At 67.0% G+C, this 14417-nt stretch carries 12 protein-coding genes; 2 read left to right on the forward strand and 10 right to left on the reverse strand.

Annotated features, from left to right (window positions below; genetic code table 11):
• The 4 genes from DB30_RS35165 to DB30_RS35180 all read right to left on the reverse strand — a co-directional run.
• A partial coding sequence (locus DB30_RS35165; protein ID WP_146662039.1) for a M56 family metallopeptidase occupies positions 1 to 1840 on the reverse strand: 1840 nt, incomplete at its 3' end.
• Positions 1837 to 2217, reverse strand: coding sequence for a BlaI/MecI/CopY family transcriptional regulator (locus DB30_RS35170; RefSeq protein WP_052557474.1), 381 nt, complete (start codon positions 2215 to 2217; stop codon positions 1837 to 1839). The genes DB30_RS35170 and DB30_RS35165, both read right to left, overlap by 4 nt.
• A 65-nt stretch (positions 2218 to 2282) precedes the next feature.
• Positions 2283 to 3683: an exopolysaccharide biosynthesis polyprenyl glycosylphosphotransferase gene (locus DB30_RS35175; protein ID WP_052557476.1), complete on the reverse strand. Its 1401-nt coding sequence runs from the start codon at positions 3681 to 3683 to the stop codon at positions 2283 to 2285.
• 44 nt (positions 3684 to 3727) lie between these two features.
• On the reverse strand, positions 3728 to 6778 hold the full coding sequence (locus DB30_RS35180) for an alpha/beta fold hydrolase (RefSeq protein ID WP_165704090.1): 3051 nt from the start codon (positions 6776 to 6778) through the stop codon (positions 3728 to 3730).
• A gap of 589 nt (positions 6779 to 7367) precedes the next feature.
• Here DB30_RS35180 and DB30_RS35185 point away from each other — a divergent pair.
• Complete coding sequence (locus DB30_RS35185; protein ID WP_052557480.1) at positions 7368 to 7901, forward strand: hypothetical protein; 534 nt, start codon at positions 7368 to 7370, stop codon at positions 7899 to 7901.
• 121 nt (positions 7902 to 8022) lie between these two features.
• Here DB30_RS35185 and DB30_RS35190 read toward each other — a convergent pair whose 3' ends face one another.
• From DB30_RS35190 to DB30_RS35205, 4 genes are all read right to left on the reverse strand, one after another.
• Positions 8023 to 8709: a TIGR00266 family protein gene (locus tag DB30_RS35190; protein WP_052557482.1), complete on the reverse strand. Its 687-nt coding sequence runs from the start codon at positions 8707 to 8709 to the stop codon at positions 8023 to 8025.
• A gap of 18 nt (positions 8710 to 8727) precedes the next feature.
• Positions 8728 to 9423, reverse strand: a complete 696-nt coding sequence (locus DB30_RS35195) for a TIGR00266 family protein (RefSeq protein WP_052557484.1) — start codon at positions 9421 to 9423, stop codon at positions 8728 to 8730.
• Between the two features lie 15 nt (positions 9424 to 9438).
• Entirely contained in the window at positions 9439 to 10134 is a 696-nt protein-coding gene (locus DB30_RS35200; RefSeq protein WP_052557486.1) for a TIGR00266 family protein, read from the reverse strand.
• A 234-nt stretch (positions 10135 to 10368) separates the two neighbouring features.
• The gene (locus DB30_RS35205; protein ID WP_052557488.1) at positions 10369 to 10917 is read right to left on the reverse strand and encodes a hypothetical protein; all 549 of its coding nucleotides are present in this window, start codon (positions 10915 to 10917) and stop codon (positions 10369 to 10371) included.
• 81 nt (positions 10918 to 10998) lie between these two features.
• Here DB30_RS35205 and DB30_RS35210 point away from each other — a divergent pair, with 81 nt between their 5' ends.
• Positions 10999 to 11901 carry a M48 family metallopeptidase gene (locus tag DB30_RS35210; RefSeq protein WP_052557490.1) on the forward strand — a complete coding sequence of 301 codons (903 nt, stop codon included), beginning with the start codon at positions 10999 to 11001 and terminating at the stop codon, positions 11899 to 11901.
• Here DB30_RS35210 and thrC read toward each other — a convergent pair.
• Complete coding sequence (gene thrC, locus DB30_RS35215; RefSeq protein WP_052557492.1) at positions 11881 to 13266, reverse strand: threonine synthase; 1386 nt, start codon at positions 13264 to 13266, stop codon at positions 11881 to 11883. The two genes, DB30_RS35210 and thrC, sit on opposite strands and share 21 nt — an antisense overlap.
• A gap of 331 nt (positions 13267 to 13597) precedes the next feature.
• The gene (locus tag DB30_RS35220) at positions 13598 to 14179 is read right to left on the reverse strand and encodes a hypothetical protein (protein ID WP_146662047.1); all 582 of its coding nucleotides are present in this window, start codon (positions 14177 to 14179) and stop codon (positions 13598 to 13600) included.
• Between the last annotated feature and the right edge of the window lie 238 nt (positions 14180 to 14417).

Genomic DNA, 14417 nt, shown 5'->3' on the forward strand with positions numbered 1-14417 from the left:
CTGGGGCCCACCCACGCGGCAGCGGCGGCTTGACCGGCGCCGCGGGAGCATGCGGCGACGAGGGCGGAGTGGGCGGAGTTGGGGCCGCGCCCGGCCCTGCGGGAACACGCGGCGGCGCTGGTGGAGTCGGTGCCATGCCGGGCCGATCTTGCTGGTGGCGACGCTGGTGCTCGAGCAGCTGCCGGGCCGCGTCTTCAAACTGCCCTTCGAGCTCACGCTCGAGCTGATGCCCCCACGTTTCCCAGTCATTCTCGAGCGACTCGAGCTCGCCGGGACTGATGCCGTCCGGCCCGAACAGCTCACCCGCGAACATCTCGGCCATGCCGGACAAGGTCTCGAGGTCGACGTCGAAGTCGAGGTTCAGATCATCTTCGTGCACCCGCACGCGCATCTTGGGGTTGCTCCCATCGATGATCTCGACGTCCGCTTCGTCGCTGTGCAGTCGCAGGCCGTTCTCGTCGATGATCAGGTAGTCCTTGCCGTCGCGGATGATCAGGTGCTGACCGCCATGCGCGGCGTCGCCACCGAGCTGGCTGCGGGCCCGGGCGGCCTCTTGCTCGAGCCGGGCGGCTTCTTGTTCGGCGCGCTCGGCCTGCTCCCGGGCCTTGCGCGCGCGGGCCTCGGCCTTGGCGGCGTCGCGCTCGGCTTGATCCCGGGCCTTGCGGATCCGCCGGTCTTCACGGGTCTCGTGCTTGTCTTTGTCCGCGGCGGCCTGCTTGGGCGGGCTGGCGTCGACGGCCCCAGGCGCGAACATGATCAGCGCCGACAAGGTGCCAAGCCCAACCAGCAGCCGCGTCGGGCGAGCGCCGTCATCCGGGTCGAAGCGCTGCGGATCCCCATCGAGCGCGCGCTTGACCCGGCTGACGAGCGGGCGCTCACCGCTGAGCATCCCGGCCAGCAGCAACGACGAACGATTCGCGTGGGTCCAGCTCGCAACCTCCGCCAGCGACTTGGCAAACCCAACGCCGTCACCGGTGTGTGCGATCGCCCAGTCGTCGCACAGGAGCTCGGCCGACTCTTGCATGCCCCGTCGCGCCAAGCGGTTGAGTGGTTGGAAGAAGCACAGCGCCTCGAGCACGGCCGCGAGCGCGAGCCAGTGCGGATCACGACGCTCGAGGTGCGCGAGCTCGTGGGCCAGCACCGAGCGCATCGCCGCTGGCGACAGCTCTTCCACGGCCCGACGGGGGATCACGATCTCGTTGCGCCACAGCGCGATCGGTGCGGCGATCCGCGTCGACTGGGTCAGGCGGATCTTGCGGTTGACCTCGGCGTCACGGCACAGGGTCAAGAACGCCTCGAGCACCGGATCCTCGAGGACTTCGCTGCGATCCGCGAGCCGCCGCCGCAGGCCGCGGACCGAGCTCGCCAACCGGACCAGCGCGATCACGACGCCGAGCAGCCACGCCACCAACAGCAACACGGGCCACACGGGCGCGGGGGTCTGCTCGACCACGGGCTCGACGGCGGCGACCGGAGCCGCGCTCACGCTGGGCAGCGGACGCGCCCCCATCGCGACGAACTCGCCGTGTTGGCCAACGGGGACCAGCTGCGCGGCGGGTTGCGGGGACCGGGCCGGAGCCGGTGCCGCGCGCTCGACCAGCTTGGGCCCGGTCTCGAGCTGCAGCGCGCCAAGAGCCGGGGTCACCCCCGCAGCGACCTGCACCGTCGCGGTCACCAGGCCCCCGACCAGCGCCAGCTTCCAGCCCAGGTTCTCACCGCTGGGCCCGATGCGCTGGGCGAGCGGCCGGATCCCCCGACAGATCAACCACACCGCGAGCACCAAGATCGTGCTGTGGATCAGGTAGGTCAGCATCCAACTCAAGACCAAGGTGATGTTCATGGTGCCTCCTGTGCTTCTTTGGCTTCGATCAGGCGCTTGACCTCGGCGAGGTCGGCCGCGCTCACTTCGTCGTGCTCGAGCAGCTGATGGACCAGCGCGGTCATGTCCCCGCCAAACAGCCCATCGGTCACGCGCGCGAGCACCGAGCGCTGAACTTCCTGCTCGGACACGCTGGCCCGATACAAGAACACCCGCCCGTCGACGCCGTGATCGACGAGGCCCTTCTTTTCCAGCCGGCCAAGTTGCGTCGCCACCGTGGTCGGGGCGAGATCCCGCCCCTCCATGGCCAAGAAGTCCTTGACCTGCGTGACGCTGGAACCGGGCTGGGCCCACAGCGCGCGCATGAACGCGAGCTGGACATCGCTGAGCTGCTCCACGACGACAGGTGTAGTACTACGGATGTCGGGCTGTCAACTACGAATGTAGTCGTAACGCAAAATGTTCACCTACTGCCGATCCGGGCGACCATCACGAACGCAGTGCGCAGCATGATGTCGAGGTCCATCAAGATGCTCAGCCGCCCGACGTAATAAAGATCGAACGAGAGCTTCACGGCCGACTCGTCGACCGACGCGGCGTAGCCCTGGTGGATCTGCGCCCACCCGGTGATGCCCGGCTTCACCAGGTGCCGATAACCGAAGTAGGGGATCTTGCGCTCGAGCTCCTCGACGATCTTCGGCTGCTCTGGGCGCGGGCCGACCAGCGACATCTCGCCCCGCACGACATTCCAAAACTGCGGGAACTCGTCGATCCGCGACCTTCGCAGCAGCCGACTAAAAGCGGTGGTGCGGTCGTCGGCCTGGCTGGCCCAGCGCTGCTCTTCGCGCTCGGCCACGCGCATGGTTCGGATCTTGTGCACGCGAAACACCTGGCCGGCGACGCCAACCCGATCCTGGCTGTAGAAGAACGGACCCGGCGAGTCGATCCGCTGGATCAGCCACAGCGCGGGAAACATCGCGGCGAACAACAGCAGGCCGACGCCAGCAACGAACAGATCCAGCAAGCGCTTGGCGGCGAGCACGACCGGGCGATCGAGCTGCTCGAAGGTGTTGAGCACCCAGCGCGCGTCGACCATGTCGATCGGCACTTGCAAGGCCACGTTCATCCACATGATCGCCGCGGTCCGAACCCGGATCCCGTGGGCCTGCAGCCGTGACATCGCCCGGACCTGCGCCTCGCTCAGACCCGAGACCCCAACGATCACGGCGTGGGCGATCTGCTCGCGCTGGCAGATCTCGATGACATCTTCGAGCGCACCGAGCACGGGTGGCTCGGGCCCGTCGGGGATCGGCTCACCAAGCACGACCGCGCTGCTCTCGGGTGGCAGCTCGGTCGCGAGCTCGCCGCCCTCGACGAACCCACGGATCTCGTAGCGGGTGTGGGCGACGGCGTTGAGCCGCCCGGCAAACCGACGCTCGACCGGACCGCGACCCAGCACGAGGATCGGGATCCGCGGGCCCTTGGCGATGAAGCGCGCGTACAACAGCCGCCAGCTCGTGAGCACGACGAAGGTCAGCCCGCCGATCAACACCAGCCCGGTCCGGCCGATCGGCTGATACCAGACGAAATACGCGACGACCAAGGTCGCGAGCCCTGCGCCCACGCTGACCAGCCCGACCCGAGCGACGATCTGCTTGCGCTGCAGCAGCAGCGAGGGCGCGTGGAGCCCGGTCAGGTAGCAGCCCAGCGCGGCGGTGAACATCGCCGCGCTCGCGGCCACGGTCGTGCCCTGCAGACCCAAGGTCGCGTCGGGGTGAAAGCCAAGCCGAACGATCCAGCCTGCAGCCTCGACGGCGAGTGCCGTCAGCAGCAGGTCCAGCAAGAACACGAAGATCGTCGGCATGGAGACGGCTGGCCAGAGTATATAGCGCCGGGTCGGCGGCGCGGCTACTCGCGGCCCACGTAGCGTGACTGCTCGGCGTCCCAGATCAGCAGCGCGGGGTCCTCCGCGTTGACGCCCGCCGCCACCAGCGGGGTCTTGAGCGGGCGAAACCCATCGGTCAGCGGTACGCGAGTGCGCAGCAACACCAGGCTTGGCCGCTGCTCGGGGCGCAGCGTGGCGACGCGGGCAGCGAGCGGCTCGGGATCGAAGCGTTCCGGCTCCGAGACGATCACCGTGGCCACGACGACCTGGGTTGCACCTTCGACCTCAACCCCCACGCGCTCGCGCAGTCGTGGCTCGAGCCGGGCCCGGTCGAGCCCGTAGACCACCGCGAAATCCAGGCCTGGGAGCTCGAACAGCGCGTCCTCGACCTGGCGGCTGGCGATCCAACCATGGGGCCCGCGGATCAGGTGGCTGCTGCGATCGACGTACCAGTAGTCGCCGTCGCTGTCGCAGCGAACGATGTCACCGGTCACGAACCAGGTGGTGCGCCGGCCGCCAAATACCCCGCGCTCGAAGGTTGCGACCGCGTCCGTTCCGGCCTTGCCCTGCTTGCCGTGACTTGGGTGCGTGGGCCCAACCTTGGCGATCAGCAACCCCGCCTCGCCGACCCGGCACCGACGCGCGTGCCCTTGGGCGTCGCGCTCGAAGTCGCGGCGCGCGAAGTCATACGCGACGGTTGCGATCTCGTCGGTGCCAGGCAGCGGCCGCCCCAGCGCCCCACGTTTACCGGTGACGTTGGCGAGCACCAGGTTGCCCTCGGTCGAAGCATAAAATTCGCGGATGTCGATCGGTCCAAACCGCTCGACGAGATCGCGCCACAGCTGCGCGCGCATGCCCGAGCCAGCCAGCAAGCGCAGCGAGTGGTTGCGCTCGGAGGCCGAGGGCGGGGCGTTGATCAGCGCCCGACACATCTCGCCGGCATAAAACACGACCGTCGCGCCATAGCGCCGGACCTCTGGCCAGAACCTGGCAACGTCGAAGCTGCGCGCCAGAGCCAAGCGCGCCCGCCCAACCAACGCCCCGCCAACCGCCACCAGCGCGCCCGCGACGTGATGCAGGGGCAGCACGCAGTAGACCGTGTCACGACTGGACAGCAAGCAGGTCGCCGCGGCCCCGTAGGCCGAGACCGCCCAGCGACCATTGCTGATGTTGGCTTCACGCGGGGGTGACCACGCGCGCGCGGTCACGATCGTCATCGCAACATCGGCGGCGCGCCCGGGGTTGGGTACGTACCAGTCGGGGAGCGGGACCAGATCTGGATCGATCAGCTCCATGTCCAGGCACGCGCTCGGCAACGGACGCGCCGGATCGCGGCGGCCACCACCAAGCACGAGGACCGGCTGCTCGCCAGGCCAAGCCGCGATCGCGTCGGCGACGTTGAGCGGATCCGCGATCAACGCGACCAGCCCAGCGCCCGCGACCGCGGTGCGCAATACTTCGACCGCAGACTGATGCTCCGCTCCGCTTGGGTCCCCGTCAGCTGGCGAGCCAACGGACACCGGCTTGAACAACACCGCGACCGCCCCCAGCCGGTTGATCGCCGCCACGACCGAGAGGTAGCTGGGCCGCCCATGCATGAGCACGCCAACGCGCGCGCGTGGCTCGATACCCCGAGAGATCAGCCCGCGAACGATCGCGTCGACCCGACGGTCGGCCTCGGCATACGAGAACGCCCGCCCCTCCCACAAGAAGAAGGTTCGATCGGGGTGTCGCGCGGCCCGATCCGACAGCTCGAGGCCCAGGCTGACGCGGGTCTTCGCGTCGAGTCGCTCGAGCTTGCGCAGCCGCGGGAGCTGGTAGCGGAAGTCGTCGATCGCCTCGCCGAGCTCGCGGCTGCCTTGGTCGACCGCGTCCTTGACCGAGCCAACCAGCGAGCCCACGGCGTCACCCATGATGTCGACGATCGGCTCGAAGTCCGCCTCGATCTCGAGGCCCTCGATCTCGTCGTAGCCGTCCTCGACTTCACGGCTGGTCTGGCTCGAAGCTGGCGCAGGGAGCAGCCGTGGTCGCGGACCGTCGTGGTCGCGCCACGCGACCCACTCGCACACCGTGGGCCAGGTCCGCTGGGTCGCCGTCGAGCCCACCACCAAGCCAAAGTGACCCGCCGGAAGCGGGATCTGATGAACTTCCGCTTGCGGCGCGGCCTCGACGATCGCGAGGACCGAGGCCGCCCGCGCGATGTCGTCGCGCTCGCCGTAGAAGCACAAGATCGGGACCGTGAGCTCGGCCAAGCTCGCGGTCCGCCCGGCGATCACGACCCCGCCCGCGCTCATCCGGTTGGCCACGATGAACTCGTCGATGAAGGTACGCAACGCCGGACCCGGCCACGCCACGAAGCCCTCGCCACCTAGAAACCGACGCCGACTCTCGCGCTTGATCAGCGCGTCGCGGTCGTGGAGCTTGGCCAGGAACTCGCTGATCTGCTGCAGCTCTTTGCGCAGTGACAGGGCCTTGAAGCCCGTCGCGGTCAGCACCCCTGGGAGCGCGTCGAGCCCCGCGAGCGGCTTGGCGACGGCCCGGCGCGCCGCTCCGATCACCCGGCCACCCAGCGCCGCGTCAACGGCCGGAAGGTTGCGGTGGATGTCGACCGGGCTGCCAAAGGTCACCAGCGAGGCGACGTCCTGGCAGCGGCGGTAGGCTGCGGCCACGTAGCAGAACATTCCCCCCTGCGAGTAGCCGACCAAGTGCAGCGGTCGACCCGTCGTCGTGGCGATCCGTGCGATCGCGTCGTCAACCGCGAGCACGTGATCATCCAAGGTCCGCTCGAGCCCGCCGTCTTCGCGCTCGGGCGCACCAAAGTCGACGAGCCACACATCCAGACCTGCGCTGGTCAGCGCGGCCACGGCCGACACATCCGGCGCGACGTCGTAGACCTCGGAGGTGACCATCAACGGCGGCACCAGCAGCACCGCGCTCGCGGGCTCGCGTGGTGCCGCGCGCTCACCAGGCGCTGGATCGACGCTCGCATAGCGACGCAGACGATGGTGTTGACTGGCGTGAACGATCTCGTAGGGCGAGCCCCATGGATCCGCGAGCCGGCCGAACTCGACCATTTCCTGGACGTTGTGCGCTGAAGCCTGCAGCCGCCGCACGCCGCTTCGCACACGTGACCGCACGCGGCCGAGCCGCGACCTCGGCTGGGGACTCGCGGGGGCTGACTTGGGGGGCTTTGGCATCGGTTGGCGGGAGGGTAGCCGACTCTGCGAACGGTCGCGGAGATGCGCGGCGGCGCGGTGAAGTCCGCCCGCCGCGCGCCTCGAGATCACGTTCGATATCGAGCATCGCGGCAATCGCTCCTTCCAATGTTCAATTTAGCGCACGCTGTCCCACAAGTAGCACTCACTATTCACGACACTCATGATCAGCTCCTCCCAGTCGCGAGAATGACCGCCATGCCCCCATAGAACGCCGTATTTCGTATGTTCCAGACCGCCACAGTGGTCATTTAGACCCAGTCGACGCGCTGTCCCGAAACGCCACACTCACCGGGTGCCACTATTAACATATTACAATTGGCGGCGCGAGCGACCCCTAGCAATCGCCACGAAGACGAGTAGTGTGTCTTCCATGGCCAACAAAGTCACGTTTGAGGGCAAACGCGAGCTTCGGTGGCTCCAAGTGGGACGGTGCCTCGTGACTTATATGGAGGCGGACGTCCCGTTCCAGGACAAGCTGTGGGATCAATGGCTCGAGGCTGTCGCCCGACCGACCACCGAGAGCTTGATGATCTGCGCCTGGGGTGCGACCGCGCCCAACAATCAACAGTGGCGGCGGGCCAACAAGCAGATGCGTGATCAGGCCCTCGCCGTCGCGGTCGTGACCGAAGCCCGGCACAACGCGGCGCTGGCCAAGGCGGCCTCGTGGCTCGGCACCAACATCAAGTCGTTTCGGTGGGGCGAGCTCCACAACGCCTGCGAGTTCGTTGGCTACGAGCGGACGGAGCGGCTCGGCGCCCGGACCAAGATCACGGCCCTGCGCGACCGCTTCGGTACGGTCACCGCAGACGAGACCGCCGCCAGCGGTCACTCGACCCCGCTGCTGACCGCGGTCTCGCCCGACGCGATCAGTGCCTCTGGCGCGCTGGTGCGCGAGACCAACGACGAGATCCAGACCCGGCTGGCCGAGGTCCAAGAGCGACTGCGCAGCCGCACGACCTTCAGCCGCTCCGGCTCGTAGCCCGGAAGTAAGACCAAGAGCTCGCCGCAAGCGGGCGAGAAGCCCTCGCCCGCGCTGAAAACAAGAACGGCCGGCCCCAGATCCTGGGGACGGCCGCTCTTGCGTGTGCCAGCTGGCTGGCTCAGCCCTTGGATTGGACCGGGCGGAACGGGTGCAGGAACGCCGCGAGCGCCCCAGCGTTGCGGGTCTGCAGGTAGATCTTCCCCTGGCCGGAGAAGTCGCAGACCAGGCCTTCGCCCGAGAAGAACAGCCCACGCATGCCGCCAAACTTGCGGACGTTGTACTGCAGGCCCTCGGTGAAGCCGACGAGGTGCTCGTTGTCGATCGTGTAGCCCTCGGGCGGGACGTCGATCTCGTGCAGCGCCCCGTAGGCGCAGTAGTACACGGTGCCGGGCCCGGTCACCCGAAGCATGAAGAAGCCGGCGCCGCCGAAGAAGCCTTTGACGCCGCCAAACTTGGTGTCGAGGTTGAGCTGATCCCCAACGTGGGCCACATAGGCGCCACTTTGAAGGAAGAAGCTCTGGCCCGCCTGCAGGTTCATGGCGCGGAGATCACCCTCGGGACCGGGGGCGAGGTACAGGCGCTGGCCTGCCCCACCGGCGGTGAAGGTGTTCTGGAACAGCGACTCGCCACCGAGCAGCTTGCGCTTGGCGGCGGCCAGCAGGCCACCTCGCATGCTGGTCTTCATGTCGATGCCGCTGTCCATGGCTACCATCGCGCCGGACTCGGCGACGATGACCTCGCCGGGCTGGTCGAAGGTGACTTGGAGCATCCCGAAGTCGGGAGTATCGATGAGCTGGTGTTGCATGGCTCGTAGTCCTTTCGATCAGTTCTCGCGCGGGGGCAGCATGCCGCCGACGGTCGAGCCGTACTCGTTGGGGTTGCGGCTCTGGACGTACATGCGCCCCTGGCCTTGCATCTTGAGGACCAGGCCCTCGCCTGACAGGTAGCTCGAGATCAAGCCCTTGGACGCCTTGACGACCGAGTACTGGATGCCGGCGGTGAACGCCACGATGTGGCCGGTGTCGACGATCATCTCGCCGTTGAGGTCGATGGTCTCGATCGCTCCGAACGCGTTCATGAGCACGGGCCCGTGACCGGTCGCGGTCAAGAAGAACAGCGACTCGCCCGAGAAGAAGCCCTTGAAGCCCTGAAAGGCGGTGTCGATCGTGACGCTGTCGGGCGCCGCGACGTAGCTGCTGCCTTGGATGACCAGCTGCTCGCCCTGGCACTGATGGACGACCATGTCGCCGGTCAGTGAAGGCGCGAAGCTGACGTGGCCCGGCTGGTCCATGGCCGTGTAGGTGTTCGTGAAGAACGACTCACCGCCAAGCGCCATCCGCTTGAGCCCCTTGAACAGGCGCTTGAGCCCGCCCTCGTTGGGGTTCTTCGCCGCCGCGACGACGTTGATATTGCGGGTCATCGAGACCATCGCGCCAGCTTCGGCGCGCACGGTCTCGTTGGGGTTGAGTTGACACATCGCCAGCGAGTGAGCCGGCCGATACAGGATCTGAAATTCCATTTGGGTCGTCCTCCGTTAGCGCAGGTGAGGGGTGATCCAGCCGACGAGGGCGCCGAGGTTGCGAGACTGAATCCAGACCCGACCTTGACCCGTGAACTCGCAGACGAGCCCCTCACCGGAGAAGAAGAACGACTTGAGCCCGCCGGACACACCCTTGAGCTTGAAGTTCATGTTGCCGTCAAACGCGACGATGTGGCCGGTGTCGACGATGAACGAGCCGTTGACGGGGATCTCTGTGATGCCGCCGTAGCTGTTGATGAACACGTCCCCGGTACCCTTGCACTCTTGCAGGACCAAGCCCTCGCCGCCGATCATCGACTTGAGCCCGCCGAAGCGCAGCTTGGTGTCGACATTGCCGGTGCTGGCGAGATAGCCGCTGGCCTGGATGAACAGGGTGCGGTTGCCGTCGAGCTGCTGGTGCATGATGTGCCCAGACAGCGACGGCGCGAGCACGACTTCACCACCTTGAGGGCCGTGGAAGTCGTTGACGAACATGGTCTCGCCGCCAAGGAACTTGCGGGCGATGGCCGCGAAGAACGCCTTGAACTTCGCAAAGAAGCCGGCGTTGCGGCCGGCGTTGAGGCGGGTGTCCATTTGCAGGCCAGGGGTCTGGCGAACCATGGCCCCAGCCTCGGCTTGGATCATTTCGTTGGGAGCGAGCTGGACCTTCAACCATGCGAAGGACGGCCCGAATTCGATTTGGTGCTGCATGAGCTCTCCGAGAGGCGCGCGAGTTGGCGCGAGATCGCGTGACTGCGCGTGACTGCGCAGCGAGGGTGAGCGGGAAAAGTCGGGGGTGGGAAAGGGAAAAGCGAGTGCAAACCGCCGGCGGAGCCCGCGGCGGGTTGCAGGACGGGGCAAACAATCGGATATTCGGTGGGGCTGCCGCAAGTGGGTTCACCAGGACATCCGAGTGACCCCACGCGTCCCGAGCCACCTCCGGGCTCACAGGGCGCGTGGATTCCTTCCAATCCCTACCTTCAGGGACCGGGCGCTGCTCCGGCGTCGGCTGGGGGGTACGTTGGGCCGCGCGGGCCTGATGCGGCTCACCCCACGCCAACGCATCACACTGCTCCGCAGCAGCCAGCGTACGCTCAGCCCCATGCTGCTCCACAACAGCAGCCCTACGCGCAGCAGCAACAGCCCTACGCTCAGCAACAGCCCTACGCGCAGCAGCAACAGCCCTACGCGCAGCAGCAACAGCCCTACGCGCAGCAGCAACAGCCCTACGCTCAGCAACAGCCCTACGCGCAGCAGCAACAGCCCTACGCGCAGCAGCAACAGCCCTACGCGCAGCAGCAACAGCCCTACGCGCAGCAGCAACAGCCCTACGCGCAGCAGCAACAGCCCTACGCGCAGCAGCAACAGCCCTACGCGCAGCAGCAACAGCCCTACGCGCAGCAGCAACAGCCCTACGCGCAGCAGCAACAGCCCTACGCTCAGCAACAGCCCTACGCGCAGCAGCAACAGCCCTACGCGCAGCCCCCAACTCACGGCCAGGCTCCGCCAGCGTTTTCGAGCGGCGACGCGGGGGGCAGCAGCTACACCCCGCCGCCCCCTCCCCCGCCACCAGCCATGACCGCTCAGCAGCATCAGGGGGGCTTTGGCGAGAAAAAGAACAGCAAGAAGCTATGGCGCAACGGCCTGCTCGCGCTGCTGGGGATCGGCGTGTTCTTGTGGCTGGTCATGTGGGTGCTCCCGCCGCGCATGGTCGGTTTCGTGCCGGTCAGCGTCGACGAAGAGCTCGGCGAGAGCAGCTGGGAAGAAGTGGCTCCGGCCGCGACTCACTGCACAGATCCTGGTCCGCTGGCTTACGTCGAAGAGCTGGCCCAACCGCTGGTCGACGAGGCGAACAGCGAGTTCGAATTCCACTTCGTGGTCGTCGAGTCCGAAGAGATCAACGCCTTCGCGCTGCCTGGCGGATACGTGACCGTGAACATGGGCCTGCTCGAGGCTGCAGAGAACGGTGAAGAGATCGCTGCCGTGCTCGCGCATGAGATGACCCACGTGACGCACCGCCACGGCATGCGAGCGGTCATGCGCCGCCTCGGTGCGGTGACCGTGCTCTCGCTGGTGTTCGGCGGCACGGGGCTCGAGACGATCGCCTACGCAGCGGAGGGCCTGGTCGGTCAGGCACACAGCCGGGATCAAGAGCGCGACGCCGACGACGGCGGCCGTGCGCTGTTGATGGCGGCGGGCGTGGACCCGATCGGCATGGCGACCTTCTTCGAGCGCCTCGAAGAAGAGTACGAGGCCATGCCCGAGAGCATGCGCAAGGGGTTTGCGGTGCTGTCGACCCACCCGGATCCGGGTGAGCGGGCGGAGACCACCCGCGAGATCGCGGCTGGGTTCACGGCGACGCGAGATCTCCCCGACCCGCCGGCCGGGCTGCGCTGCCACGCGCCCGACGAGCCGTCAGCCGAGCCCGACGAGCCGTCAGCCGAGCCCGAAGAGCCGTCAGCCGAGCCCAGCGAGTGAGTCGTGTTGGTCGAGTAGTCGGTGCAGCTCGCCAACGGCTTGCTCGGGATCGCTGGTGATCGAGACGGGCCGGTTCGCGTAGCGGCTGTCGAAGTCCAAGCGCTGCTCGTGGTAGCCGGTCTTGAACTCGGTGAACTTGAGCCCGTGGGCGGTCGAGACCACGACCACGCGATCGTCGCGATGGATCGTCCCCGCTTCGATCAATTGCTCGAGGCAAGCCAGCGCGACCCCGGTGTGCGGGCACGAGAACAAGCCCGTTCGATCGGCCCGCGCGCTCGCGTTCGCCAGCTGCGCTTCGCTGGCTTGCAGCACGATCCCGTTGGTCTGAACGATCGCCTTGACGGCCTTGGACAAGCTCACCGGGTTGCCGATCTGGATCGCCGAGGCCAAGGTTGGCTGCGCGCTCACGGCCTCGAAGTCGCCCAGCTGCAGCTCACGGTTGGCGGCGCGGGCCCGCTCATAGGCGAGGTACAGCGGGTTGGCGGCCTGGGCCTGGCAGCAGACCAAGCGCGGCGGGGTCGAGATCATGCCCAGCCGCTGCATCTCCATGAAGCCCTTGGCGATCGCCGAGATGTTGCCAAGGTTGCCGCCGGGGACGAGCACCCAGTCGGGCACCTCCCAGTCGAACTGCTGGACAATCTCGAGCGCGATCGTCTTTTGGCCCTCGACCCGCAGCGAGTTCATCGAGTTGGCCAGGTAGATCCCGCTGTCGCCCTTGTCGGTGTCGGTCAAGCGCTGCACGACCCGCATGCAGCCGTCGAAGTCCGTGTCCAGGCTGACGACCAGCGCCCCGTTGGCGATCGGCTGGACCAGCTGCGCGGCCGTGATCTTGTTGGCGGGCAGCAACACGATCACCGGGATCCCGGCCGCCGCACCGTAGGCCGCCAGCGCCGCCGAGGTGTCACCCGTGGAGGCGCACGCGACCGCGCGGATCGGCGCACCGTCGGCGCGCATCTGCTTGACCGTGGACACCAGCACGGTCATGCCGAGGTCCTTGAACGAGCCGGTGTGGCTGGTGCCGCACTGCTTGATCCACAAGTCCGGGACGCCGAGCTGCGCGCCGTAGCGCTCGGCCCAGAACAGGTTGCTGCCGCCCTCGAACAGCGAGACCACGTTGTCGGCGCTGAGCATGGGTTGGACCCACTCCTTCTTGCCCCACACGCCGCTGCCGTAGGGCCAGCTGGTTCGTAGGAAGCGCTGGTCGAACAGCTGCATCCACGCGGCCGGTGAGCGCTTGGCGAGGGCTTGCTCGTCGTGGATGACCTCGAGCAGGCCGGCGCAGGTTGGGCAGCGGTAGATGACCTGAGACAGCGGGTGCTGGCCGGCGCAGCCGGCGACGCAGGAGAACCAGGCTCGGTAGGGCATGGGGGGGTGTAGGCTAGCACCCGAGGGTTTTCGCGTCACTCAACACTCGGCGGGGGCCCGACAATGAACCCACGGTCTTGGTCGCTCACCTTCGACGACGGAGCATCTTGTCGCCCAGTGGCTGATGCCACTGATCTCTCACAGGCGATAAATTTTTTAGCGTTCGCTCTCCAAAATGTCGCACTCGAGCATGACGACGAGGTTGTTCGAATTGATTTACTGAGTTCGCGGGTCTTGCTAGATTCATAAGCAGATTAGAGTGATCCTGCTCTGCCCACGTACGTGGAAGTAGCGCGCAACTAGCAGAAAGACGGGCGCGCCCGCGCGCGGATCAGCAAGGTTCGAGGGTGTTCCCCGGCGGCTCACAAATCATGAGGTCTAGGTTAGCGACAACATTCGGCTGGCAGCCCATCTCCGGGACCGCGATGAACTCCTCCAGCTCGTCGTTACACCAAAACGGCCCTTCGACCACAATACACTCGCCTACGGTGACACAGCCCTCGAAGAACGTCTCGCCCAGGCACACCGTGTTGTTGTTGCTGTATTCGAGGTGTGTGTAGATCTTCAGCGCGCAGCCGCCGGTCTGCCCGCAGATCTCCGCTCCGAGGCCATCACACTGGACGCCGGGGTCACCGTCGCCCGTGTCGGCATCACCGTCACCAGTATCGCCATCGCCATCACCGTCGCCGGTATCGGTGTCACCATCACCATCGCCAGTCCCGCCATCGCCATCACCGTCGCCAGTCCCGGTCTCCCCAACACCATCCCCAGCTTCAGGGTCGGTCAAACCACTCTCGTCGCCCTCGTCCGCCGCGGTCTGGCGCGACTCGTCGAACGCAGGGTTGTCGAGCATGCAACCGCTGACGATCACGACCACCAGCGGAGATGTCCAAATGATCGAAGACCAAGCCATACCCGCGAGTCTAGCAGCGGCTCCCAGGATCATCACCCTTTCCGACCCCCGAACACCTCCGCCCGCCCGCTGACAGTTGCTCCACGGCTCACCGTGCCCTGCCCCTCGACTTGTCTGGGGCGAATCGGCGTGGCAGGAATGCTCGGAGCCGCTTCACGGAGCTGTACCGGGCCCACTATGGGTTTGCCTGGGGCTTTGTCTGGAGCTTTGTCTGGCGGTGTGCCCGCCGCCTGGGCGC

It is taken from the genome of Enhygromyxa salina, assembly GCF_000737335.2.
GTDB lineage: Bacteria > Myxococcota_A > Polyangia > Nannocystales > Nannocystaceae > Plesiocystis > Plesiocystis salina_C.

Excerpts from the sequence above, each read along its gene's own strand:
- DB30_RS35175 (WP_052557476.1), bottom strand. The coding sequence starts at position 3,683 with ATGCCGACGATCTTCGTGTTCTTGCTGGACCTGCTGCTGACGGCACTC.
- DB30_RS35180 (WP_165704090.1), bottom strand. The coding sequence starts at position 6,778 with ATGGTCGAGTTCGGCCGGCTCGCGGATCCATGGGGCTCGCCCTACGAG.
- DB30_RS35185 (WP_052557480.1), top strand. The coding sequence starts at position 7,368 with ATGGAGGCGGACGTCCCGTTCCAGGACAAGCTGTGGGATCAATGGCTC.
- DB30_RS35190 (WP_052557482.1), bottom strand. The coding sequence starts at position 8,709 with ATGCAACACCAGCTCATCGATACTCCCGACTTCGGGATGCTCCAAGTC.
- DB30_RS35195 (WP_052557484.1), bottom strand. The coding sequence starts at position 9,423 with ATGGAATTTCAGATCCTGTATCGGCCGGCTCACTCGCTGGCGATGTGT.
- DB30_RS35200 (WP_052557486.1), bottom strand. The coding sequence starts at position 10,134 with ATGCAGCACCAAATCGAATTCGGGCCGTCCTTCGCATGGTTGAAGGTC.
- DB30_RS35210 (WP_052557490.1), top strand. The coding sequence starts at position 10,999 with ATGACCGCTCAGCAGCATCAGGGGGGCTTTGGCGAGAAAAAGAACAGC.
- thrC (WP_052557492.1), bottom strand. The coding sequence starts at position 13,266 with ATGCCCTACCGAGCCTGGTTCTCCTGCGTCGCCGGCTGCGCCGGCCAG.
- DB30_RS35220 (WP_146662047.1), bottom strand. The coding sequence starts at position 14,179 with ATGGCTTGGTCTTCGATCATTTGGACATCTCCGCTGGTGGTCGTGATC.